Annotated in this window: 21 protein-coding genes; 11 read left to right on the top strand and 10 right to left on the bottom strand. The window is 67.3% G+C overall.

Annotated elements, in window-relative coordinates; all coding sequences use genetic code 11:
- The first annotated feature begins 95 nt into the window (after nt 1-95).
- From ACMGDM_RS07950 to ACMGDM_RS07915, 8 genes are all read left to right on the top strand, one after another.
- Nucleotides 96-1,268 (top strand): DegT/DnrJ/EryC1/StrS family aminotransferase, encoded by a 1,173-nt coding sequence (locus tag ACMGDM_RS07950; protein ID WP_436803649.1) that lies wholly within the window; start codon nt 96-98, stop codon nt 1,266-1,268.
- Entirely contained in the window at nt 1,231-2,031 is an 801-nt protein-coding gene (locus ACMGDM_RS07945) for an O-fucosyltransferase family protein (protein WP_436803655.1), read from the top strand. The genes ACMGDM_RS07950 and ACMGDM_RS07945 overlap by 38 nt, the downstream gene beginning before the upstream one ends.
- A gap of 140 nt (nt 2,032-2,171) precedes the next feature.
- Nucleotides 2,172-2,888: a hypothetical protein gene (locus ACMGDM_RS07940; RefSeq protein WP_436803542.1), complete on the top strand. Its 717-nt coding sequence runs from the start codon at nt 2,172-2,174 to the stop codon at nt 2,886-2,888.
- Nucleotides 2,889-2,898: 10 nt separating this feature from the next.
- Nucleotides 2,899-4,206, top strand: coding sequence for a glycosyltransferase family 4 protein (locus tag ACMGDM_RS07935; RefSeq protein ID WP_436803541.1), 1,308 nt, complete (start codon nt 2,899-2,901; stop codon nt 4,204-4,206).
- A gap of 44 nt (nt 4,207-4,250) precedes the next feature.
- Entirely contained in the window at nt 4,251-4,895 is a 645-nt protein-coding gene (locus tag ACMGDM_RS07930) for an acyltransferase (RefSeq protein ID WP_436803540.1), read from the top strand.
- A complete protein-coding gene (locus ACMGDM_RS07925) occupies nt 4,895-5,995 on the top strand; it encodes a glycosyltransferase family 4 protein (RefSeq protein ID WP_436803648.1) in 1,101 nt (366 codons plus the stop codon). Before ACMGDM_RS07930 ends, ACMGDM_RS07925 begins: the two co-directional genes overlap by 1 nt.
- Nucleotides 5,996-6,050: 55 nt before the next feature.
- Complete coding sequence (locus ACMGDM_RS07920) at nt 6,051-7,127, top strand: DUF1972 domain-containing protein (protein ID WP_436803539.1); 1,077 nt, start codon at nt 6,051-6,053, stop codon at nt 7,125-7,127.
- Nucleotides 7,128-7,218: 91 nt separating this feature from the next.
- A complete protein-coding gene (locus ACMGDM_RS07915) occupies nt 7,219-8,427 on the top strand; it encodes a hypothetical protein (RefSeq protein WP_436803538.1) in 1,209 nt (402 codons plus the stop codon).
- Between the two features lie 70 nt (nt 8,428-8,497).
- Here ACMGDM_RS07915 and ACMGDM_RS07910 read toward each other — a convergent pair whose 3' ends face one another.
- From ACMGDM_RS07910 to ACMGDM_RS07890, 5 genes are all read right to left on the bottom strand, one after another.
- Nucleotides 8,498-9,160, bottom strand: coding sequence for an HAD-IA family hydrolase (locus ACMGDM_RS07910; RefSeq protein ID WP_436803537.1), 663 nt, complete (start codon nt 9,158-9,160; stop codon nt 8,498-8,500).
- Between the two features lie 10 nt (nt 9,161-9,170).
- On the bottom strand, nt 9,171-11,024 hold the full coding sequence (locus ACMGDM_RS07905) for a thiamine pyrophosphate-binding protein (RefSeq protein WP_436803536.1): 1,854 nt from the start codon (nt 11,022-11,024) through the stop codon (nt 9,171-9,173).
- A gap of 84 nt (nt 11,025-11,108) precedes the next feature.
- On the bottom strand, nt 11,109-12,230 hold the full coding sequence (locus ACMGDM_RS07900) for an N-acetylneuraminate synthase family protein (protein ID WP_436803535.1): 1,122 nt from the start codon (nt 12,228-12,230) through the stop codon (nt 11,109-11,111).
- 159 nt (nt 12,231-12,389) lie between these two features.
- The gene (locus ACMGDM_RS07895; RefSeq protein ID WP_436803534.1) at nt 12,390-13,301 is read right to left on the bottom strand and encodes an NAD-dependent epimerase/dehydratase family protein; all 912 of its coding nucleotides are present in this window, start codon (nt 13,299-13,301) and stop codon (nt 12,390-12,392) included.
- A complete protein-coding gene (locus ACMGDM_RS07890) occupies nt 13,298-14,998 on the bottom strand; it encodes a hypothetical protein (protein ID WP_436803533.1) in 1,701 nt (566 codons plus the stop codon). The genes ACMGDM_RS07895 and ACMGDM_RS07890 overlap by 4 nt, the downstream gene beginning before the upstream one ends.
- An 87-nt stretch (nt 14,999-15,085) precedes the next feature.
- Here ACMGDM_RS07890 and ACMGDM_RS07885 point away from each other — a divergent pair, with 87 nt between their 5' ends.
- The gene (locus ACMGDM_RS07885; protein WP_436803532.1) at nt 15,086-16,231 is read left to right on the top strand and encodes an FkbM family methyltransferase; all 1,146 of its coding nucleotides are present in this window, start codon (nt 15,086-15,088) and stop codon (nt 16,229-16,231) included.
- On the opposite strand, the gene ACMGDM_RS07880 is transcribed toward ACMGDM_RS07885, so the two are convergent.
- From ACMGDM_RS07880 to ACMGDM_RS07860, 5 genes are read right to left on the bottom strand one after another with little or no spacing between them, the layout of a single operon-like run.
- Nucleotides 16,216-16,635: a GtrA family protein gene (locus tag ACMGDM_RS07880; protein WP_436803531.1), complete on the bottom strand. Its 420-nt coding sequence runs from the start codon at nt 16,633-16,635 to the stop codon at nt 16,216-16,218. The genes ACMGDM_RS07885 and ACMGDM_RS07880 overlap by 16 nt on opposite strands.
- The gene (locus ACMGDM_RS07875; RefSeq protein ID WP_436803530.1) at nt 16,622-17,551 is read right to left on the bottom strand and encodes a glycosyltransferase family 2 protein; all 930 of its coding nucleotides are present in this window, start codon (nt 17,549-17,551) and stop codon (nt 16,622-16,624) included. The genes ACMGDM_RS07880 and ACMGDM_RS07875 overlap by 14 nt, the downstream gene beginning before the upstream one ends.
- Nucleotides 17,552-17,556: 5 nt before the next feature.
- On the bottom strand, nt 17,557-18,936 hold the full coding sequence (locus ACMGDM_RS07870; RefSeq protein WP_436803529.1) for a hypothetical protein: 1,380 nt from the start codon (nt 18,934-18,936) through the stop codon (nt 17,557-17,559).
- Nucleotide 18,937: 1 nt separating this feature from the next.
- Nucleotides 18,938-20,062 (bottom strand): hypothetical protein, encoded by a 1,125-nt coding sequence (locus tag ACMGDM_RS07865; protein ID WP_436803528.1) that lies wholly within the window; start codon nt 20,060-20,062, stop codon nt 18,938-18,940.
- On the bottom strand, nt 20,059-21,987 hold the full coding sequence (locus tag ACMGDM_RS07860; protein ID WP_436803527.1) for an SLBB domain-containing protein: 1,929 nt from the start codon (nt 21,985-21,987) through the stop codon (nt 20,059-20,061). Before ACMGDM_RS07860 ends, ACMGDM_RS07865 begins: the two co-directional genes overlap by 4 nt.
- 316 nt (nt 21,988-22,303) lie before the next feature.
- Here ACMGDM_RS07860 and ACMGDM_RS07855 point away from each other — a divergent pair, with 316 nt between their 5' ends.
- Both ACMGDM_RS07855 and ACMGDM_RS07850 read left to right on the top strand, forming a co-directional pair.
- A complete protein-coding gene (locus ACMGDM_RS07855; protein WP_436803526.1) occupies nt 22,304-22,987 on the top strand; it encodes an outer membrane protein in 684 nt (227 codons plus the stop codon).
- Nucleotides 22,988-23,227: 240 nt separating this feature from the next.
- On the top strand, nt 23,228-24,277 hold the full coding sequence (locus tag ACMGDM_RS07850) for a cell wall hydrolase (RefSeq protein WP_436803525.1): 1,050 nt from the start codon (nt 23,228-23,230) through the stop codon (nt 24,275-24,277).
- Nucleotides 24,278-24,414: the final 137 nt, after the last annotated feature.

Here is a 24,414-nt window from a genome sequence, read left to right as displayed (position 1 = left end):
CCCAGGTCGGGCCGGGTCGCCTTCGGTAAGGTCTGGACAAAGCACGTGGCGGGCAGCAGAGGCGCCACAGAATCGGAAGGCGGGCAGCGAACGTGATGGATTACCGATTTCCTCTGGCGACAACATCCTGGGGCGACGAAGAAGCGCAGGCGATGCAGCGCGTGATCGCCTCGGGGCAATTTACGATGGGGAAAGAGGTCGCCGCCTTTGAACAACAGTTCGCCGCCGCGCTGGGCGCCAGGCATGCCGTCATGGTCAACTCGGGATCATCCGCCAACCTCTTGATGGTCGCGGCGCTTCGTTACACCAAAAACGATGGCCTTCGACTTGAGCCGGGCGACGAGGTTATCGTACCCGCAGTATCGTGGAGCACCACTTATTACCCGCTCTACCAGTACGGCCTGCACCTCAAATTTGTCGACGTCGACCTCGCTACGCTCAACTATGACCTAGCTTTGCTTGAGGCGGCGGTGAGTGATCGGACGCGCGCGATCATGGTCGTCAACCTACTCGGCAATCCGAATGACTTCGACCGCATCCGTGCGATCGCCAGCGGTCGCGGCATTGTGCTGATCGAGGACAATTGTGAATCGCTCGGCGCGCGCTTCGATGGCCGGATGACGGGCACGTTCGGCGTCATGGGCAGCTACAGCACCTTCTTCAGCCACCACATCTCGACGATGGAAGGCGGCCTGATCACCACCGACGACGAGGAACTCTACCATATCCTGCTATCGCTGCGGGCACATGGGTGGACGCGTAACTTGCCCTCTCCCAACCGCGTCACCGGCGAGAAGAGCAGTGACCCGTTCCAGGAATCGTTTCGCTTCGTCCTGCCGGGCTACAACGTCCGTCCGCTGGAAATTGAGGGCGCGCTCGGCCAGGAGCAGATCCGCCGGCTGCCCGACCTGATCGCGGAGCGGCGGCGCAACGGCGCGCTGTTTCAGGCGGCGTTGCGCGACCATCCGCACCTTCTCATTCAGCAGGAGATCGGCGAGAGTAGCTGGTTCGGCTTCAGCCTCGTCGTTCGCCCCGGCAGTTCACTCGATCGCGCCACCGTGATCGACCGCTTAAAGACGCTGGGCTTCGAGTGCCGCCCGATCGTGGCAGGGAATTTCGCCAAGAACGAGGTTGTCCGCTACTTTGACAGCGAGGTATTCGGGGAGCTGAGCAACGCCGAACGCGTCGACTCGCACGGCCTGTTCATCGGCAATCATCATTACCCGATCGATGACGCGATCGACGCGCTACACCGCCTGGCGTTCTGAACCGATGACGGTGATCGTGCGCACCCACGGTGGCCTGGGCAACCAGCTTTTCCAGATCCTCTACGGGCGGCTCACGGCGACGCAGATCGATACGCGCTACGGCGAGATCCACGACCGCAACTATGCGCATCGCTTCGAGCGATCGGCGGCGATCCCGCTACCGGATTACCGTTGTTCTCCCTGGCAGCGGGCCATATCGCGGGCGCGCCTACCCAAGGTGCTGAGGCGGCTGCGCCTGCGATCGGGCGAGTCGCTATCGCTATTCGGCTCGACCTACCTAGACGGCTATTTCCAGGATATTGCCGGCTATCGGCGCTTCACCGTGGCCGCCATCGCGGAGCAGATCGGGCGGCTCGGTCGCGAGCTCGAGGTGGAGCGCCACACGGTGCTGCCCGCGAGCACGATCTACCACCTGCGGCTCGGCGATTTCTTCAACGACCGCCGCGCTGCCCTCGCTCACCTGCTCGACCGCCTCGACGGCCTCGATACGGGCGTCACGGTGATCACCAACCAGGAGGATCTGTTCGAACTCGAAGAGGTTCGAAATCGGATGGCGGGTAAGGGCTGCCGCCTTCAATCAACCGCCGAGCACAGCGCGGAAGACGTCATCCGGCTGATGTCGACGTACGGGACGATCGTCACCAACGACAGCACCCTGGCACTTTGGGCCTCGCTGCTGAGCGGCGCGCGGACCGAGTTCGCCAACAATCGCCTGGCGCAGCTTCATCAATTCCTGTACGCCGCCGCTCACGGCACGGGATGAGTCACGGTCGATCGCGCCGGCGCCGGCACGGTGACCCGCTTTAGCGCTGCGGCGGCTATCCAGTACGGGCATGCCGTGCTAGCGGGCTGGCGCGACGTTGGTCGACGATCCACCCGCATCAGAGGTTTCTCGTCTTCGACATGCTGTTCTGGTTGCTTGCCATCACGTTGATTGGCTTCCTGCTCTGCATGTTCCTGATCGACACGGTTCAGGTGCTGCTGCGCGCGACGGCAGCGATCGTGGGAGCGCCGGTACTCGGTGCGCATCTGGGCTCGGTGTTCATGCTCGTCAACCGCGCCGCCACCGCGTTGTCCCTTCTGCTGATCGGCTACTTGGTCGACAGCTACGTGGCTAAACTCGATTTGATGGTGATCTACGCCGCAGCCGCGCTGCTGATCGCCCTCTGCCATCTCACGCTGTCCCGGCGAGTGGCGCTGCTGCGGCTGATGCTGTTCTTCTTCAGGCGGATCTACGGCAAGACCCCGGCGCCGGCGCTGATCGATGCCGCGGTCGCGACGCTCACGCGCACGCCCCAGTCGTCAATCTCGGCGGCGGTCGTGGCGGTCACGTCGATCGGCTTCCTCGGCCTGCTCGTGCCATCGCTGCTCGCCTCAACGTACCCAGCATATCGTGCGACGTTGATGCAGACCGGCTTCATCATCAACTCACTCGCATCCGTCGGCAGCGTGCTGCACGTGGAGCGGGTGATCGCGGTGACGATCGACAAAGGTGATCCTGACGACGTCAACGCTCTTTACTCAAGCTACAGCCGGTCACGACTCTGCGGGTATATGACTGCCTTCGCGCTGTTCGCGATCTCCATCGCGCTCGCCTCTTTGGCTTCAGGGGGCCGATAGGATGGCCAACATGCCGGACGCACGCGTGACCAAGCCGCGCCTGCTGGTCAGCGCCTACGCCTTCTCGCCCGAGCTCGGCTCCGAGTTCGCCCAGGGCTGGAACTACGTGCAGCAGATGAAGCATCACTTCCGCCTGACCGTCCTGGTCGGCAGCGCGGACGGGCGCATGGGTGACGTCACCCTGCTCGATCATCCGGCCGTCCGCGCGCTGGGCGAGGATGTCGCGATCGTCGTCGTGCCGATGGATCGCTTTTGCGGGCTGATCAAAGTTCTCGACGTTCGCCTCGGCCTGTCCTGGTTGTTCGTCCTTGCGCTGCGGCGATGGCACTGGCTGGCGCTCCGCCGCGCACGGCAGCTGCATCGCGCGATGCCGTTCGTAGCGGTGCATCAGCTCGGCCCCGTCGGCTTCCGCAATCCAGGCTATATGTACCGCCTGCCGATCCCCTCCTACTGGGGACCGATCGGCGGTTTCCAATATGTTGACTCCGCGTTAGCGCGACGCAGCGACCGCCGGTACGGCCTGCTGGCGATGGTGCGCAACGCCACCACGTTCCTCGCCGCGCGCGGCGGCTATGTCGCGCGCGCTGTGCGCGGCTTCGATTGTCTGTCGTTCGCTACCAAAACCAATCGCGACAATTTCGCCTGCCTGTACCGTAGCGACGGACCGGTGCTGAGCGATCAGGCGACGCGACACCCGATCATGCCCGCGAGCGACGACGCAGCGGCACAGAGCGAGTTGCTGGATGTGATCTGGTGCGGCAGCGTCGACGCGCGCAAGAACATAACCCTGCTCATCGACATCGCCGCCGCAGTGCGCGACGATGTTGGGCTGCGATTTACGGTCATCGGCGAGGGCCCGCTACTCGCGTCGGCGCGGGCGCGGGCGACCAAATTGGCGTTGACCAATCTTACCTTCCTCGGTCGTGTCGCGCGTGAGGAAGTGCAGCGCCGTATGATCGACGCCGACGTGCTCTGCTTCACCAGCCTCTCCGAGGCGAACACGTCAACCCTGTTCGAGGCGCTCGAAGCGCGCTGCATTCCGGTGGCGCTCGACCTGGACGGCTTCTCCACCAACGTCACCGACGAAATTGGCTTCCGGATCAATCCGCGGCAGCGCTGGAACGCGATTGTCGACGATTTCGCCGCGCGGCTGCGCCAACTGAGCGGCGACCCCAGCCTGCGTGCGCGGCTGCGCCAGGCGATCGCCGCGAGCGGCGACCGCTACACGTGGCGGACGCTAGCGGACCAACATCGCGCTATCCTGGAGGAACTGATCGATCGCGCCGCGACCGCCGCTCGGCAGAGAGGCGCCACGTGAGCAAGATTCTTCTCCCGCTGGTGCGGCGGTTGACCGGGCGGACCGTGGCGGTCGGCGATTCAGTTTCGACGGGCATGTTGGTGCTTTACTTGACCCGCATGGGCCTCGATGCCGGCCGCGGCGTGCTACGTCTCCTCGTCGCGGCCCGACTCCCGCGCCTCCTGTTCCTCGCCGTTGGCGCGCGCATCCACGGCGTGCGGCTGCTGCGCTTCGGGCGGCGACTGCGTCTCGGACGCGGCAGCCACGTCACCTGCTGGAGCCCCGCCGGCATCATCCTGGGCGACGACGTCTCGTTCGGTGAGTTCTGCCAAATCTCTAATGGCTTCAACCCCTTTGCGCAGATCGGCACGATCACGATCGGCAACAACGTGGGGATCGGCGGCTATAGCTATATCTGCAGCCCCGCCGCGGTGACGATCGGCTGCGACACGATCACGGGCCAATATCTCTCCATCCATCCGCAGGATCACCTCTTTGCAGATCGGGATCGTCCGATCCGCCTGCAGGGCACGCGATCGCGCGGGATCGTCATCGGCCGCGATTGCTGGATCGGCGCCAAGGTAACGATCCTCGACGGTGTCACCCTCGGCGACGGCTGCGTCGTGGCGGCGGGGGCCGTGGTCAACCGCTCGTTCCCGCCCGGGTCGGTGATTGGTGGCGTTCCAGCCAAGCCTCTAGCGAGTCGCTGATGCATATCTTTGTCCATCTGCTGAACGACTACAGCGGCTCGCCGCGAATTATGAACGAGAAGATTTCGTGCTACGCGGCGCTCGGCGAGGAGTGCCTCGTCATTACCAACGCCGATCGCGGCTTCATCAAGACCGCCGACCATCGCCATCATCTCATATCGTACGAGAAGTCGACTCATCGTGTGGTGTGGCTCGCGCGGCTGCTGCTGTGGCATGTCAAGGTTTTCCTGCTTTTGCTCCGACGAGTACGCCGCGGCGACGTGCTGCACGCGAGCACGATGCTGACCGCCCCGCATCTGGTGGCGGCGCGTCTGAAGGGCGCGCGAACGGTCGCGCATATCATGGAGACACGAGTGAGCCCCCGGCTGCACCGGTGGCTTATGACGAGGCTGATCGCGGCTGCGGCCGATCGGATCGTCTATCTGTCGCGGTACGTTGAACAAGTTCTCGCACCGCGGCTTGGCAGAGTTCCGGCGCAGATCACCTACCCTTGCGTGGACCCCGCCCTCGTCGCCGCCGCCGAAGTGGCGCCGCCTCGCCGGGAAGACGCCTTCCATGTCGGTCTGATCTGTAGCCTCGTATGGTACAAGGGCTTCGCCGAGTTCGTCGCGCTCGCGCGCCGGTTCCCCGGGCTGGCGTTCGTGCTCGTGCTCAACGGCGATGCCGACGTGTTCGAGACAATGGTGCCGCGCGACCGACGCCCGCCCAATCTCACCGTCCACTTCAACCTTTCGCCGGTCACGCCGGTCCTGCGCAAGCTCGACCTGCTTCTGTCGCTGACCAATCGCGAAGGCTGGGTCGAGACGTTCGGCCTGACGCTGATCGAGGCGATGGCGTTCGGCGTGCCGGTGATCGCCCCGGCGGTCGGCGCGCCGCTGGAGTTTGTCGAGGACGGCCGCAACGGCTATCTCGTTGATGAGCGCGATCTCGACGCTGTCGCTGCCTTGGTCGCGCGGCTGGCGGATGACCGGGCGCTGTGCGCCCGCCTTGGCCAAGCGGCGGCCGCCACGGCGCAGCGCTTCACACCAGAGCGGTTTCGCCACGCGATCGCCGACGAGCGCGCCTTTGTCACAGCCAGCCGGATCGCGGAGCCGGTATGATGACACGAGCGGTTCGCCCAGAGATGATCCACTCGCACGAGAATGGTGTGGTGCTTTGAAGGTCGCGGTGATCGGTACCGTCGGCGTCCCCGCCCGCTATGGTGGCTTTGAGACACTGGCTGAGCAACTCGCCACGGGGATCGCGGCCGATGAGGCGCAACTCGTGATGTATTGCCAGCGGTCCGCCTATCCCGAGCTGATCGTCGCGACACCCTTTTGTGGTCACCAGCGCGTGCTGGTGCCGCTGAGCGCCAACGGGGCCGCCAGCTTGGTCCACGACGTGCTGGCGATGCTGCACGCAGCGCTGATCGCCCGCGTCGATGCCGCGCTGATCCTAGGCTACTCGGGCGCCTGGTTCCTCCCCGTGCTTCGGCTGCTGCGGCCGAGCATGCGGGTCGTCACCAATGTCGACGGCATGGAATGGCGCCGCGCCAAATTCGGCGGCTTCGCCAAGCGGGTGCTCAAGGTGCTGGAGCGACTCGCAATCCGCTTCTCGCATCGCGTGATCGCCGACAACGACGCTTTGGTGGCGCTCGTGCGCGACATGTACGGCGCAGAGGCGACGATGATCGCCTACGGCGGCGACCACACGATCGTTCCCGCGAGTTCGCGCTTCGCACTCGCCCCCGGCTACGCCCTGTCGGTGGCGCGGATCGAGCCGGAGAACAACTCTCACCTGATCCTCGAGGCCTGCGCCCAGGCAGCCTTCACCCTGGTCGCGGTGGGCAATTGGGACAAGAGCGACTACGGGCGCGAGCTCAAGCAACGCTACGCCGATCATCCCCAACTACTTCTGCTCGACCCGGTATACGACGTCGCGGACCTAGCTGGGCTGCGGGCGGGCGCCGCAGTCTATGTCCACGGGCATAGCGTCGGGGGCACAAATCCGTCGCTGGTCGAGGCCATCTACCATCACAACCGCCTGCTCGCCTATGACTGCGCCTTCAACCGGTCCACGCTGGGGCAGGCTGGTTCCTACTTCAAGGACGTGTCCGCCTTGCGAGTGCTGCTCAGCGACCCCACGTCCGGCATGGTCAGGGCGGCGGACCTCGCCACGCTGAAGGAGCGCTATCGCTGGCATCGGATCGTCTCCGCCTATGTCCACGTCCTGAACGGCGGGCAGGCGGCGTGACCCACGTTCGACAGGTCGGCCAGGGCGCTCTCGCCCGCTCCTACAAAGCAAACCCGGTCAGTGTTGCGTACTGCGCGGGAAGGACGATGTCATGACGTATGCCAAGCTGCTGCTGTACTGGCTGATCGTTCGCATGTCCGAGCGGTTGTTCACGAACGACGCCGACGTGAACAGCTCCTTCGCGGTTTCTTCTGCGCACTACAATTATGCGGTGACGTATACGGCCGCGACTATCTTTCTCTTCTACGTGTATCAGACGGCCCGACAGCCGATCAGGATCAATCTGTTTACCAGGATTCAGCTTGTCCTGTATGGCTACGCGCTTGTCACCTCGATCTGGTCACCGGAGTTGCTGGTCTCACTCGGCCAGGCTGTCTATTCATTCTACGGCATCATCTTCAGCCTTTCTCTGACGCAATTTGCCGCGCGGGATGAAGACCCTGTAGGTGCCTTGCGGAAGCTTCTCCACCTATGGTCAGCCTTGCTCCTGATAGATTATGCGGTCGACATCGTCTTCTTTGTCAGCGCCGGCACGCTGAAGCCGCCACCCATCGACGAGAAGGCACTCGTCGCGCTCGCCACGCTGGTGCTCACGCTCGTCACCGACGGGCGTGTCATAACCTGGCGTGGCGCGGCGCTGTTCTGGATGTTCGCCGCGGGTCAGAGCTTCTCCGCCATTGTTGCCTCGACCATTATCTTTTCCAACTATATCGCCGGGCGCGTCGGCAAGATTATCGGGTTGGTGTTCGCGGTCGGGCTCGCATGGATCGTCTACGACGCACTTCGTCTCGTACAAGCAGGACAGCTCTCGATGTACGGCAAATCGTGGGAGTATATTCTTTCCGGTTCGGGGCGCTTTCGCGCTTGGGATTATCTTTACAACGAGATCGCCGCCTCGGATCTAGCTTCCTATGTTTTCGGGCACGGCTTCATGAGCGAGCGAGATTTCCTCTCGCGGCAGTATCTCTCCTGGGCGATCGACACGCACAGCAGCATCCTACAGGCACTCTACGGCGTCGGATTGCTGGGGACGACCGTCATGATCGCGCTATGGCTGATCCCATTCCTGACCTCGCGACGGTATTGGGAGAAAGCGATCCCGACCTCGTTCTGGAAAACGCTCGTCGGCTGCCATGCCGCCTTCATCATCTTTGGGTTGACCAGCTCGCATTACTTCAGCCGGCCCTCCGTGTCGGCGATCTTCATGACCAGCATCTTCCTCACCATGCACCAGTATCTCAGCCGCGACGCATGCGTTGCGCGTGCGCAGCGGCCCTATGTGGCGGCAAGCCTAAGCTGAGCGGGAGAATCCAAACGCATCGATCTGCGCGCCGCTCCTCCTCGGACGCGCGTTGGTAGAGCGGCTTACCTCAGGTCGTCGTCCGCCGCACCGCCGCCACCAGCGCGGGTAGCGCGCTGAAGTCGTCGAACCAGCCCGCAGCCTCCTCCTGCGCGATCGCCTCCACCCCATAGCCGCCGCGATACACCAGCAGCGGGATTGCCAGCGCGCGCGCCGCGGCGGCGTCGACGTCGCTGTCGCCGACGAACAATGCGGTCTCCGCGCCGGCACCGAGCCGCGCCAGCGCGTGGTGGAGCGGCGCGGGATCGGGCTTGGCGCGCGCCGCGGTGTCGCCGCCGACGACCGCGGCGAAATGGCGGTCGAGCCCGTGCGTCGCGAGCAGCGCGACCGCGAGCGCCTCGGGCTTGTTGGTTACCACCGCCATCCGCCACCCCGCTGCGTCAAGCGCCGCGAGCGCCGCGGGTACGCCGGGATACACGATGGCGGGATCGGACGGCGCGGCGCGCAGCCGCGTGCGGAAGGTCGCCAGATCCGCCTGCGGGTCGCCCGCCACCTTCCCGAGCGCGCGGCACACCAGCGTCTCCGCGCCAAGGCTGACGAGCGTGCGCACGGTGGCGACCGGCACCGGCGCGGTGCCGCGCTCGGCGCGGATCGCGCTCAGCACCGCAGCGATGTCGCGCGCGCTGTCGACCAGCGTGCCGTCGAGATCGAACAGGAGCGCGCCGGGTGCCACCGCGCGCGCCCTAGTTCATTAGCGGGATCAGCATGTTCTCCGCGAGCTCGTCGCGCGGCAGGAAGGGCGCCAGATCCTCGAGCGGGGCGGTCACCATCGTGCCGTCCTCGCGCACGCGCGACGACAGCTTGGGCGCGAAATTCTGCGCCTTGTCGATGAACACTTCGCAGATCGCGGGCCCCTCCGCGGCGAGCGTGGCGCGAATCGCCTCGGCCATCGTGGTATGATCGCTGGTGCTGACATAGGCGAGCCCGAACGCTGCCGCGATCTTCCCGAAATCGGGGAAGGTGACGCCCGAATCGGGGCCGCAGCCGACCGAGAAGCCGTTGAAATGCGCCTGCTGCGACTGGCGGATCGAGTGATAGCCCGAATTATTGTAGAGGAAGATCTTCGCCGGAATCTTCTGCCCGACGATGGTCTGCAGCTCCTGCAGGTTCTGCATGATGCTGCCGTCACCCGCCATGCAGATCAGCCGCTGCGACCCCTCCGGCATGGCGTGCCAGGCGCCGATCGTCGCGGGCAGGTCATAGCCCATCGAGGCCGCGCCCGAGTTGGAGAAGATGCGCTGGCCGCGCTTCAGCTTGGCCGCCTGAACGGTGACCACCGCGGCGGTCGCGTCCGCCATCACGATCACCTCGTCGGGCGCGAGCTGCTCGAACAACACCTCGGTGAAGCAATAGGGGTTCACCACGCCCTCGGTGTCCCAATATTCCGGCAGCACCGTGCTATACCGACGGCGACGCTCCAGCGCCCACTCGACATAGGCGCGATGCGCCGCGGGCGCCTCATAGCCATCGAGCTCCTCGAGCAGCACGGTGAGGAACTGCTTGAGCTCGGCGTGGATCGGCAGGTCGATCGAGAGCGTCGGCTTGTGCAGCTCGGCGGCGTCGACATCGACCATGATCTTGGTCGCGGCGCGCGCGAACGAGGCGTAATTATAGCTGATCTGGCGGATGTTGAGGCGGCAGCCGAGCACCATCACGAGGTCGGCGTTCTGCACCGCGAAATTGCCCGGCCGATCGCCGACCGTACCGGGGCGACCGACGTACAGCGGATGGTCGTCGTCGACCACATCCTGCGCGTTCCAGCCGGGTGCGATCGCGGCGCCGAGCCGCTCCGCGACCTGGAGGAACAGGTCGTGCGCGCCCGCGATGCGCACGCCGGTGCCCGGCAGCAGCACCGGCCGCTCGGCCTGGCCGAATGCCGCGATCACCCGCCGCGCGGCGTCGCGCAGCGGCTCGCCGGTGAGCCAACCATATTCCGCCGGGAGTGCGAAGTCGCGGCCATAGCCCTCGACGCGCGGATCGAAGCCGCGCAGCGCGTCGGGATCGATCCGGGCGGCCTGAACGTCGATCGGGATATCGACCCAGACCGGGCCGGGGCGCCCGGTGGTCGCCAGCCACAGCGCCTTCTCGAGCAGGTACCGAACGTCCTGCGGGTCCTCGATCATCACGGCGAATTTGGTGATCGGCGCCACCATCGCGACGATGTCGGCCTCCTGGTCGCCGAGCTGGCGCAGCCGCACCGGGGCGTTCTGGCGCAAGGTCTCGCGCTTCACCTGGCCCGACACCACGATCATCGCGATCGAGTCGGTATAGGCGCCGTGGACGCCGTTGAGCGCGTTGATCCCGCCCGGCCCGGTGGTGACGTTCACCGCGGCGAGCCGCCCGGACAGCCGGGTGTAGCTCTCCGCCGCCATCGCCAGCGCCTGCTCGTGATGGCAGCAGACGTAGCGCAGCCCCTCCGCCCGCCCCATCGCGTCGTTGAGGTGCATCGCGCCGCCGCCGGTGAGCATGAAGACGTGGCGAACGCCATGCGCGGCGATGACGGAGGCGACATAGTCGGAGAGCCGGACGTCAGGCATGAATTCTCTCTGGTGCAGGGCGGCCCCGCCGCTGCGGGCAGCGACGGGGCGGGTCAGGTCAGACGGGTAGGTGACGTCGCGGCGTCAGGCGACGGCGCGCGGCATGATCTCGCGCGCGTCGACGAACTCCATGCCACGATCCGCGATCAGCGCGACCAGCTCGGGATCGGCGGCATAGTCGGCGTCGATCGCCTCGAGATTGAGCGGCGCGTTCGCCTTCACCGGCTCGCGCAGCACCTCGCCCGTGGTGAACTCGCGCGACGAGATCTGCCCCTTGAGCAGCGGCACGGCGAGATACACGTCATCATCGGTCAGCACATGGCCGGCGGGCAGGTCGTGGCGGAGGTAGGCGCCGCGGACCAGCGCATCGAGGTAGCGGCGCTCCTTCTCCGGCACCGCACGCCGCGCGTGCGCCGCGCCGCCGCACATTTCCTTGGCCTTGTTGAAGGCCTTGAACCACACGTCGGCCTGCTCCGGCTTGGTGCAATAGGCGCTGACCGGCACGCCCTCGTGATCGATGTCGATGTGCCGCTCGAACGTGCGCGCGCCCTTGCCATAGGCGATCATGATCGAATCATGCCAGTCGCGATGCTCGTGAGTCGACAGCCCGATCGTGATGCCGGGATAGCGCGCGCGGAGATAGTCGATCTGGTTGAGCTCGAGCTCGCTATCCTCGGAGGGATAGAGCGACACGCAATGATTGAGCGCGAACGGGATGTCGCGCGACACAAAATAATCGACGAGTTGGTCAATATGGGCTTCGTTTGCCCCGCCCGAAGACGCGATCACCGGCTTGCCGCTGGCAGCAAGTTTCCGCAGCAACGTTTTGTCGCGAATGTCCGAGCTGGCGATCTTGAGGATGTCGACGCCGAACTCGACGCACTTGTCGACGCTGACCTCGTCGAACGGCGTGACCATCGTCAACATGCCTTCGGCGCGGATCGCCTCGACCATCTGACGCAGGCTGTCCCACGGTAAATGCGTATCAATCGTCTTTTTGATATAACGCACGTCCGAACGGTCACGGAAGTCGGCGTGGATGAACGAGTCGACGTCACGGAACTGCAACTTGATCGAGGCCTTGACCCCGTTGACCCGAACGACCTTCGCGAAATCGCGAATGATCTTCATGCCGCGGTCGAGTTTCCCCCAATGATTGTTAGCGAGTTCAAGCACGAACAGATCGTCGAAGATCGAGGTTGGCAAAGGACTTCCCCTTGATTCCGGCATTCCAGGGCCAGCGTTACGCGCACAACGCGCTGGAGCACTTCTCATCTGACGACATCGTTCCGGCAGACGGCACCGCTCATACCGTGCGGGTACTAGAAGCGCTGCTTTGCCGCAAGCCAGCCCACTCCTTTTGGCTTAGTCATGCTTTTCGAGCCACAGCGCGGTATCGGCGAGTTGCCGCGCGAAATCGACGAGCGGCATGCCGAGCCGCATCGCCAACGCCTTGGTGTCCGCGAACTGGCCGAGATACACGCTGCTTCTGGCGGTATCCACCGGCGCGCGGATGATCGCGTCGCCGCCGAGCCCGACGTAGCGGGCGACACGCTCGGCCAGGTCGCCCATCTCGAGCACCTCGGCGCCGCACAGGTCGCGCGGTGCAGGTGCCCCCGCCCCCGCCGGCAGCGCCGCCAGCACGAGATCGGCGAGGTCGCCGACGTGAAGATAGGAGCGGAACACCGGCACCGTCGCCGCGATGCGGATCGTGCCATCGCGTCGCGCCTGGGTCAGCATGTCGCCCAGCGCATAGGAGCCGGTCTTGTTCATATAGGGGCCGGCGATGTTCCAGATCCGTCCCGCCAGCACCGGCACGCCCGCGCGCGCGCCCCAGGCGAGCAGGCGATCCTCCTGGCGCAGCTTGCACAGGCCATAGGGATGACGGTCGCTGCCGCGTGCGGCCAGTGCCGCCGCGCCCGAGGAGGCGACGAAGAGCGCCGCCGGCGGCGCCGCGGTGATCGCCGCGAGCAGATGGTCGTCGATCGCGAGATTGGTATCGGTGAACCCGCGCTCGCCGAGCAGCTCCGCTTTCTCCTTGGTCAGGTAGGCGAGATGGACCACGTCCGCGCCGGCCACGTCGTCGCCGCCGAGCGTGTCAAGCGGGCGCACCGGCAGCGCGGTGCCGTCTGCCGCGGTCAGCGTCCCCGCGCGCGAGCCGAACAGCCGCACGCCCGCGCTCCAGCCCGCGCCGCGCTGCGCCGCCAGCCGCATCAGCAGCGCCTGGCCGATCCATCCGGTCGGGCCGGTGATCACGAGCGGACGACGGACGCTCATGCCATGATCCCCGTGGCGAGGTTGCTGCCGAACGCGCCGGGCGCGCGCACCGGCGTGGTCCCCCACACCAGCTGGTTGAGCGCGCCGCCGGCGATCGCGGCGGGATCGATCGCGGTGACGTCCACCGCGACATGCTGGTTGGCGGTGCCGTCAAGCCGCACGCCCTGCGGAAAGCAGTTCGCGCCGCCGCTGACGCGCGCGCGTACTGCGATGCGGTCGCACGCCGCCAGCTGCACCGCGGCCTGCGAGGCTGGCTGCGCCGGGTTGTTGATGATCACGTCGACATCCATGCCGCGGCAGTTGGTGAGCCCGACCGGGCGGCGGTGACCGAGCAGCTTCAGCCCGCGGATCGTCACGCCGCTGGCGTTCACGCCGTGGACGCCGACCGCATTGCCGCCGTGATCGGCGTCGTACCAGCCGAGCAGCTGCCCGCCGGTGATCGTCACCATCCCGCCGCCGTCATGGACATGGACCGATGCGAGCGCGCCAGGTACCGGCGCGACATAGGGGTCAATCACCTCTACCGCGGAATAGGGCGAGAGCCGCGCCAGCGTGAGCCCGACGTGCGACACCGCGTCGAGAATCGGCATGATGATGTGCAGGTTGACGTTGCCGGTGCGCAGCCGCTGCGTCTCCGCGCCGCCGGCGAGCCCATCGACGACGATCCCGTCGCTCATCGTCGCCATCTCGAAGCGAGTAAGGTAAGTGTCGGAGAAGGCGCCGGGCAGATAGGCGCCGATCGAGCGCGCCAACCCGTGGTCGCCCCCCGCACTGGCGACGCAGGCGTCGACGTAGAGCGAGGCGTTGCCGCCAGCGAGGCCGAAGTCGGCCGAGCCATCGAAGAGAAAGCCGACGAAGGTGTCGCCCTTGCCCGGGCGGGAGCGGTACGCGCTGCAGTTGCGCAGGAAGCTGCGGACCACCCCGCGCAGGACGTAGCCGGTGGCATGTTCGGGCGCGGTCAGTTCCTCGAACTGGCACGCCACCGCATATTGGACGCGCAGCCCCGCCGGGCCGCCCAGCTCGACCGAGCCGCCGCCGCGCGGCGCGACCGTTCGCGCCAGTTCGAGCGAGCGCAACGTCACGCCGGTAACGAAGCCGCTGATCGCCCCCGGATTGCGATCGGCGCCGACCTGGACCACGTCGCCGTCGGCGCGCGTCAGCACCAACCGGCTGAGCGCCGGCGCGCCGCCGCGCTGCCCGCTGCCGCCCTCGAGCCGGCGATGGGGCATTGCGATCTTCAGCGTGCGCGAAAGGTGATAGTCGCCCGGGGCGAGGACGACGCAGCCGTGCGCCGCGATTGCCGCAGCGAGCGGCGCGAGGCAGTCAACCGCGGGATCGTTCGCGACCGCGCCCCACCATTCGGCACGCGCGACGAGCGTGCGCGAACCGTTCAGGTCGACCCGTCCGGCGCCGAGGAAGACGTGCGCCGCCGGCGCCTGGACATCGCCCGTGAGCGTCAGCGTCCGCCCCGCCGCCACCTCGATCCGCGCACCCGGCAGCAGCAGCAGATCGGCCGCCACGGTGAGGTCCTGATCGACGCCATAGATGCCGGGCTCAAGCGTCATCCCCGCGGCCGGCACGCGCAGCGGCCGGGTCGCCGCGATCGTGGCGGGAGCGGCGTCGGCGGCGGTCAGCAGCGCGGCGAGCGGCACGCTGCGCAACACGGCGCGGCGATCGAGCGAGGAGGAAACGGCCACGCCGCTGTGTGGCCGAGCCGCGCCCGCGGCGCAAGCTTGGCACGACCCGAACGAGTGCTTAAGGACGCGCCATTCGAAAGGACCGACATGCTGACCGAGGCGCCCTCGCCGTCCCTCTCCGACCGTCTCGAGCGACGCGCGCGCCACGTTGAGGCGGAGCGCCCCGCCGCACTGTTGCGCGAGCGACTGGCGCAGGGCTGCTGGGTCTATGGCGCGGGCGGCTACGGCCTGCTGGCGGTACGCACTCTACTGGCGGCGGGGTTCCCGGTGCGCGGATTGGTCGACCGGCGCGCCGCCGACCCCGCCTTCGCGGCGGCGCAGCCGGTGCCCGCGGTCGCGCCCGACGCGCTCGACGCGACGATGAGCGCGGGCACGGTGCTGGTCGTCGGCGTGCACAATTTCGCCGCCGATCCGGCGCCGATCCACACCTGGGCGGCGACACGCGGGTTCGCCGACATGATCGTTCCCGCCGAGTTGCCCGATGCGATCGGCGCCGCGATGGCGAGCTACTGGCTCACCGGGCGCGACCATACGCGCGCGCATCTCGACCCGATCGAGCGCGTTGCCGGGCTGCTCGCCGACGACGCCTCGCGCGCGGTGCTGGAGGGCGTGGCTACGTTCCGCCTCACCGCCGACCATGGCGCGCACCCGGCGTCGCACCTGCCCTCGCAATATTTTCCGCCGGACGTGCCGCTGACGCGCGAGCCGCTGCGGCTGATCGACGGCGGCGCCTTCACCGGTGACGCCTGGCCCGCGCTCCGCGGTTCGGGACGCTCGCTCGCCGAATGGTATGCGTTCGAGCCCGATCCGGCCAATTTCGCCGCGCTCGCCGCGACCGCGCGTGACGCCGACGTGGCGCAGGCCGCGCTGTTTCCGTGCGGGCTGGGCGAGCGCGCCGAGCAGATCCGCTTCGCCGCGGGCGAGGCAGCGGGCTCGCACGCCGCGGAGAGCGGCGACATCGTCGTGCAGGTGGTCGCGCTCGACGAGGTGCTGCCGCGGGTGAACCCGAACTATGTCAAGCTCGACATCGAGGGCGCCGAGCGCGCCGCGATCGCGGGCATGCGCGCCACGATCGAGCGCGCGCGCCCCGCGATCGCGATGAGCATCTATCACCGCCCCGAGGATCTGTGGGAGCTGCCGCTGCTCGCGCACGCGCTGTTGCCGGAGGCCAAGCTGTACATTCGCCAGCACGGCCACAACGGCTTCGATACGGTGCTCTATGCGGTGCCCTGAGGGGCGCGGAAGACGAAGCGGCTGAGCACTAGGAAGTTCAACAGCGACGAGCAGACCAGCGCCGCCAGCCCCGACAGATACGGCGACAGGCCGGTGAGATGGAACAGCGCGAGGAAGCTCGCGCTCACGCCATAATTGACGGCATAGGCCATGATATAGGCCGCCTTGGACTGCGGCGGCCGCTGGAACACACCGCGACTGTACGAGAAATAGTTGAACGTCACGCCGATCACGTGCGCGACGATCTGCGCGACGAAGAGGTTGAGCCCCAGCGCCACCAGCCCGGCATAGACGCCATAGCCCCACAAGGTGTTGATCGCAGCGACACCATAATAGCGCGCCAGGCGGGTGATATGGCTCAGCCGCGGGTCGATCGCGTGAAGCCGTTCCTCAATCCTGCGCAAAGTTGATCCTCTCGCGCTCGATGACGAGCGGGGTGCCGCGCGTCCGCTCCGATATCAGCCGCACCTGATCGCCCATGAACCCCATGAACAGGAACACCAGCGCGACATTGGCCTCGATCAGCGCGGCAATCGCGAACCAGCCCGACGGCCCGCCCAGCGCCCAGGCGAGCAGCGAGGCGACCAGCCCGAGCAGCGCGAGCACGCCCGAGGCGATAGCAAGCACGAACGGCACGCGCAGCAGCCGCTTGGCCGAGCCGGCGAGGCCGGACAATGCGAAATCGGCGAGCCGGAAGAAGGTGTTCGACGAGACACCGCGTTGCCGCGGCGCGCGCGCGTGCGGCACCGTCTCGATCCTGTAGCCGCTCTCCACCAGCATGCCCCGGAAGAACGGCTCGGGCTCGTGCAGCCCGGCGAGCAGGTCCACCACGCGACGGTCGTACAGCCCGAAACCGGTAGCGTGCGGCACGATCGAATAGTCGCCGAAGCGCGCGAGGAACCCGTACGCCAGTTTGCGCCCGACGCCGAGCCACCAGCTGCTCTTCTCGACGATCCGCGTGCCCAGCACGATCGGCGCGCCCGCGCGCCAGCGACTGATGAACTCGGGGATCAGCTCGGGCGGGTCCTGGAAGTCGGAGGCGATGCCGATCACCGCGCGTCCCGAGGTGGCGTAGATGCAATGGGTCGGCGAGCGCATCTGGCCGAAGTTGCGGGTGTTGGCGATCAGCTTGATGCGCGGGTCGCGCGCGCACATCGCGCGCACGATCTCCACCGTGCGATCGGTGGAGGCGTTGTCGATGAAGAGATATTCGAACGTGACGTCGCAGCGCTCGAGCTGGGCAATCACCGCCGCGGCGATCGCCTCGACGTTCGCCTCCTCGTTGTAGCAGGGGCAGACGATCGAGATGTCGGGGACCATGAGGCTCAGTTGCTTCCTGCGGCAGAGGGGACCGGTTGCGGCATCGCCGTACCCGTGGTGCTGCGCCAAGGGAAGCGCAGCCGGCGCTCCGTAGCGAGGGTCGTCACCAGCTTGGTCAGTGTCGCGATCGAGAGCAGGTCCATGATCAGCAACAGCCCCGCGGGCCGGATGATCGTGCCCACCGTCAGTCCGTAAGAGGCGGTGACGCGCCGTCCCGCCAGGAAGCTTTCCATCATGACCTGCAGGTCAAGCTGGACGAGAAAATAGTCGAGGCAGAGGCTCAGCAGATAGCCGATGATCAGCGCAGCGGTGAGGCAAAAGCCTTCCATCCGCTCGAAGAAAAGCAGGAAGAGCACGAAGCACATCGCATAGGCGCCCGTCTCCTGCGCGCTAAGCGCGAACATGACCGCTAGCGCGATGCCGCGCGTCTTCGGGAACAGCCCGGGTCGCAGCCATATTGCCGCCGCCGCCACCAGCGTGAGCACTTGGGTGGCGCGCATGAACAGCGGCAAGAACCAGTCGGCGAAGTCGATCGGATCGGTACCGATCAGTCGGATCAGCGGCGCACGGCTCTCGTTAAGAAAGGTGTGAAGCGGGATGTACGACGAGGCGTAATAGGAGACCGGCCATTCCGCCGCGCGGCTCGCGTCGGCGAAGATGATTGTATTGCGCAGCACCTGCAGCGGGGTGCCGTCGCGCACGATGATCCAGCTGACCAGATACACCAGCGCGCAGGCGACCACCGCCCCCTCAAACCAGCGCCACTGTCGCCGCAGCAGCGTGGCGACAATTCCGACGACCAGATAGGGTTTGAAATTCGCCGCGCACGCCGCTGCCACCCAGCGCAGCCGGGTGTTCCTGAGCAGCGGGCCATAGGCGAGCGCGAAGAAAGTGAAGGCGGGGATGATCAGGTTGGCCCGCTCGAGCGCGTAGAGCATGGGCATACCAAAGCCGACCGCAATCGCGCGCGGCAGCGCGGTGGGCCGATGATGCCGGCGGTACATCACCCACACCAGCACGGTGTTGCCGAAGAAGAAGAGCACCATTGCGGTACGCAGCCACCAATCGCAGTCGCGCGCATAGACCTCGGTGCCGACGTAGCAACTCGGTGTCGCAAAGACGTGGAACCAGGCGAAGGAGATTGGCGGGTAGATCGAGCGCCAGATATCGTAGGCGCCCGGACGGAACGCCCAAGCCGCCGTGTTGTAGCCGTCCATGAGGCTGTCGAGATAATTGAAGAAGAACGGCGGCGGCAGGAAGCCGTTGGTGCGAAAGAAGAGATATGTGTTGGCGATGCAGGCGAGCACCAGCGCGCCCATGACCCACTCCAGCCCGAGGCGCAGGCGCTTCCGGCGCGTCGTCCGGGCGGAGATGGCGTCAATCACGTCAGATCCGGCGCGGGTCGGACCCGACGCCGCTCGCCACCGACGCGCCCGCCGGCGGGGCGACGATGTAGAGTTCGGCCGCGATCGCGAAAGCCAGTACCAGGATGAACAGGCCGAGCGGGATCAGGTTGTACTGGCGGTACGGGTCGAGATGCGTCGATTCGAGCTTCTCGAGATTGTACTGCGCGGTCAACTCCTCGACCGCGGAGCCCTCCAGATAACGGATGTACGACTGATAGAGCGACTGCGCGAACGTCAGGTTGCGCAGCAGGTCGGCGTACCGCGTGTTGATCTCTACCAAGCTGGCGGTCGAGCCGGTCGCCTCGCTCTGCTGGCGTGACCGCTCGGCGTCGAGCTGGCGCTGTGCCACCGAGATCTCCGCCTCCAGTCGCTTGACCGCGTAGTTCTCCGGGCCAGAGAAGCGCCGCTCGGTCGCCAGCGCCGCACGCTTCGCCTGCACCGTGCCTTCGAGCGTGTTGAGCGTGAGAACCGATTGCGACAACTGCTCCTGCGGCGCGGGCAGGCGATTGGTGCGGCGGAAGTCGGTCAGTTCCTGCTGTGCGCGCTGGATGCCCTCGGAGGCCTCGGTGAGCCGCTGGGTAAGGATACCGCGCTTGAACGTGATCTGCTGGCGGCTCAGCGTCGACAGCCGACGCCGCAGCGAGGCGGCGAACGCGTCCACCGCGGACATCGCGCGCTGCGGATCGGTGTCGCGCATCTCGATCTGCAGCATGCCGCCGCGCAGCGCGCGCACGTCAAGGTCACGATCGAGCCGACGCACCGCCCGCGCCGCCTCGTCGGGCGGGGTATCGCGCCTGACCGCGCCGAGCTGACGCGCGACGTCGCGCATCACGTCATAGCTGCGCGCCACCGCGAGATCGATCTCCGCCGGCTGGCTTGTGAGCAGTGAGCTGTAAGTGCCGCCCAACCCGCCCAGCACCGCGCTGAGCCCCTGTGCGCTCGACTCGGGTGGCGCGAGCTTGACCACGGCGAGGTAGTGCCGCGGAAACAGCGCTAATATGCCGAGCAACAGCAGCGCCACGCCAAGAATCGCCCGGCGCAGCCATGGGCGACGCATCCAGCCGAGACCCATCACCTGGTCGAGCACGAACGGGGGCCGGGTCAATTGGTCAACGCCGCAACGGCGGCGGCGCTGACACCCGCGCTGAACAACACGCCGGTGATATCGCGCAGCCGCGCCCAGAAAGCCGAGCCATGCGTCTTGACGGGCACGAACACGACGTCGCCCGGCAGCGCCGGCGCGTTGAGCCCGCCGCGCCGCTTGGTGATCACCGAGCCGTTGGCGCGCACCACGAAGATCTCGCCCTTGTCGGCAAGCCGCTGCGGGCCGCCGGCGAGCTCGAGATAATCCTTCACCTTGCGGGCACCCTGTATCTCGAACGAGCCGGGCTGGTACACGGCACCGAACACGCCCACGGTCGTCGGCACCGGCGGGATATACAGCCGGTCGTTGTTCTCGAGCACGGTCTGCAGCGGCAAATCGTTCGAGTCCGGGCGGACCGCCAGCACCACCCGGCCATCAGGCTGCGCCTCGCGCAGCCGGTCGACCACCGCGCGCGCCGCGGTGAGCCGCTGCTGGCGCAGCCCGCCCTCGGTGACGTCGGCGCCGCTGTCGGTCAGCGGCGCGGCTGCCAGCGACAGTTCGAGCTGGCGCAGCGCCTCGTTGAAGCTGCGGCGCTGCTGCTGCTGGACGCGACTGCGATCGAATTCAGTGCCATAGACGAAGGCGCGGCCGGTGAGCCCGCCCGCCATCGCCAGCGCGTCCCCCATCGTCGAGTTCGCGGGCATGTAATAATGCCCCGGCTTGCCCACCTGCCCCTCGATCGTCACCAGAATGTTCTGGCGCTCGAGCGGGCGCGCATAATCCGCCACCGACAGGAAGCGCAGGATGTCGCCCCCCACCACCGGCTGCGCATTCGCCTGTGCGAGGCTCAGTTCCACCCAGCCGCGCCCGTCGAGTTCGGAAAGGCGCGACACCACGGTGCGGGCGGGATCGCCCAGCGTCGAGATGCCGCCGGCGTAACGGATCACGTCCGCCACGCTCTCACCCGGACGCGCCTCGTAGATCGCCTCGGCGTTGACGCTGCCGGTCAGCGCCACCTGCGGACCAACCGGGGCGATGTAGATCACGTCCTCGTTCTGGAGGACCACGTCCTTCGACTTGTCGCCGCGCAGCAGCAGGTCGTAGCTGTCGAAGTCGGCGACCACCGCACCATTGCGGCGCACCTGAATCGAACGGAAGCTGCCCCCGGCCGCGGGTCCGCCGCCGGCGAGCACCGCGTTCACCAGCGTCGACAGGCTGTTGAGCGTATAAGCGCCAGGATTGGCGGCATAGCCGGTGACATAGACGCGAATGCCGCGCAGCCGCGCCACGCTCACGGTGATGCGATAGTCGCGATATTCGTCGCTGATCCGGCGTGACAGCGTGCTCGCGACATCGCCGTAGCGCACGCCGGCGAGGCTCACCCGCCCGACGCGCGGGATGAACACCGCGCCGTCGTTGTCGAGCGTCAGGCGCAGTTCGGACTGGACCGAGCCGGTCAGCCCGACGAGGATCTCGTCGCCGGGGTTGAGTCGATAGTCGGCGGGCACCGAAGCGGTCGGCGGCGGGGTGAAGTCGCGCGCGGTCGGCAGCAGCAGCGACGCGCCGTAGCGCGGCACCTTACGCCCCAGCACCTGCGCGACATAGGTCTCATATTCGCCCGGCGGGGCGGGCGGCAGCCGCTCACCGAGAGGCGTGAGCAGGGGTGCCTGGTCCGGGTTCGTGCCGTAACGGCCGGAACGACCGGCACTATCCGTGCGGTTCTGCTGGTCCAGCTGCGCGGCCTGCGCCGGCACCGCGCTGGAGCCGGTCAGCGGGACGGACGTGGTCACCGCCGACTGCTGCTGCGTCGTCGATGGTTGCTGACCCTGCGCGTCTGCGCTGTTCGACTGGCCGTAAGTAGGCGTCTGGTTCTGCGTCTGGACCTGCGTCGGCACGACCGTACCCGGAAGCTGCGCCACTGCGGCCTCGCCAGTCGCCAGGAGCATGAGCGCGACGGTGCAGGACGAGACCGCCCGCGATGCGCGCTGAGAAGTGATGGTCATTCCAACTCCGAGAGAACCCGAGCGGGGCGTCAGCCCGATCCATCGCCCGATACCGGCTTCCACATTGGAATCGCAAGCCACCATCGTCACCGCGCGACAGCTAGCAACAGCCCGCATGCTGCCTCCTCAGAGGTGTGACATTTTCGTCATTTCGCCATAAAGATAACTTTTTTTGGTTCGCTTCGTGGAACATTCCTTTGCGCCTCGCGATGGTGCGCTTAATGGCCGCCACTTATGGTCGACGCAGGGAGTATATGAAGTGAAGTCCATCCAAATGTTCCTGATCACTGCCGGTGTTCTCGGCGCCGTGCCTGCCATGGCGCAGGACGTGCCGCCGGCGCAGGGCAGTGGCTCGGCCGAGATCGATCCCACCTTCACCGGTCCGCGCGTCGAGGGTTTCGGCGGTGTCGACTTCCAGAAGTACGACTTCAACCCGAGCCCGGCCGGCGCCAACCGCAAGCACACCGGCGGCGTCGCCGGCGCGCTGGGCGGCTTCGACATCGGCTTCCGCAACCTCGTGCTCGGCGTGTACGGCAGCTACGCGCTCCCGACCTCCAATTCGTGCGACACCTCGGCGGCGGCGATCGGCCGCTGCGTCCGTCCGGAGCGCGAGATCGAGGCCGGCGGCCGCGTCGGCTTCAAGGGCGGTGACAGCTTCTTCGGCAACCGCGTAATGCTGTATGCCAAGGGCGGGTACGTGAACACCTCGGTGAAGGTGCAGTCGGGCCTCAACGGCGGCGGCGTGTACAACACCCACCGTCTGATCGGCGGCTGGCGCGCTGGCGCGGGCGCCGAATATGCGGTGACCGACAATGCCTACGTCAAGGTCGAGTATAACTACACCCGCACCGGTCGCTTCAGCCTCGAGCCCTATGGCTTCGCTGACACCGACTATCGCCAGAGCAAGAACCAGGTGCTGGCGGGCTTCGGCGTCCGCTTCTAAGCTCCGGTCGCACGCCTGACGGACGGCCCTCGGCAGCGATGCCGGGGGCCGTTATCGCATCGGACGGATGGCAACGCCGCCATTTTGGGCTAAGGCACGGCGCCATCCGCCGCGGCGCGCTGCCGCCTCGCAGTGAGCGTTCATTTGCCCAGCCGCCTCGTTTCATTCCGATTCTCTCGCGCCGGCGCGCGTCGCGCGCTCGCCTGCGCGGCGCTGGCGATGCTGGGAGGTGCGAGCGGCGTGCCCCTGCCCGGCGCTACGCCAGCGGCGCCCGTTCCGGCGCCGCGCGCCACCGCGCCCGCTCCCCCGCCGGTCGAGCCGCTCCGCTTCCGGCCGGTCGCGACCTCCACTGCGCGCGCGATCAACGCGCAGGTGGCGCCGAGCCGCACGGTCGGCCCCGCCGCCGCGCCCTTCGCCGCTGCCGTCACCGGCGCCGCCGACGACAGCGCGCGCCGTGCGCTCGACTGCCTCGCCGCCGCAGGCTTCTACGAGGCAGGCGATCGCCGCGACGACCAGCGCGCCGTCATGCAGGTGGTGCTCAACCGCGTGCGCCATCCCGCCTTTCCCAAGACAGTCTGCGGCGTGGTGTTCCAGGGTGCCGAGCGCCGCACCGGCTGCCAGTTCACGTTCACGTGCGACGGCGCGATGCAGCGACGTACGCCCACGTCCGCCGCCTGGGCGCGCGCCCGCGCCACCGCGGCGGAAGCGCTCGCCGGCGCGGTCTATGCCCCGGTAGGTCTCGCCACCCATTATCACGCCGACTGGATGCTGCCCTATTGGAGCAGCAGCCTCGCACGAGTCGCGCAGGTGGGACCGCACATCTTCTATCGCTGGTCCGGCTTCTGGGGCGAGCCCGCGGCGTTCCGCGCGCGCGTCCATGGCGACGAGCCCGCGCCGATCGGCGCAGTGCTCGCCGCGCCGCGCGGCCGCCCACGCCCGGTCCTCTCCACCGCGAGCGACCCCGACACGTTCCTGATCCGCGCCGCGGGCGACGCCGCCGCGGACCTGGCGCGCGCGCGCGCGCTCTGCGGCACGCGGTCGCCCTGCACCGTGATGGCGTGGCGCGACCCGCGCCGCGTCGCGCGCACGCTGCCGCTCAGCCTCACCGAGCTCGACTCGCTCAGCTTCCGCTACCAACGCGACGGCGACGGCGACGGCGAAGCGCGCGCGCAATGGGACTGTGCGCGCACGCCGCGGCGTGATCCGGCCGAATGCCTGCGCGGCGGCGCGCTGCTCGGCGGTGCGGTGGCGCTCGCGCGCCCCGTCGCGGCGATCAGTGGCGGCGGCTGAACCGAGGGCCGGCGGACCAGGGCACAGCGCCGCCGCCAGCCCTTTGTCGGGCAGGTGCGCAGGCGCGCAGCTCGCCTGGCGACTCAGCGGTGCCCTGACGAGGCAACAGGCACCGCCTACAAGCTGTCTATCTTGTC

This window comes from Sphingomonas larreae, assembly GCF_051400595.1.
Classification (GTDB): domain Bacteria; phylum Pseudomonadota; class Alphaproteobacteria; order Sphingomonadales; family Sphingomonadaceae; genus Sphingomonas.
This window is presented reverse-complemented; position numbering and strand designations above follow the sequence as displayed.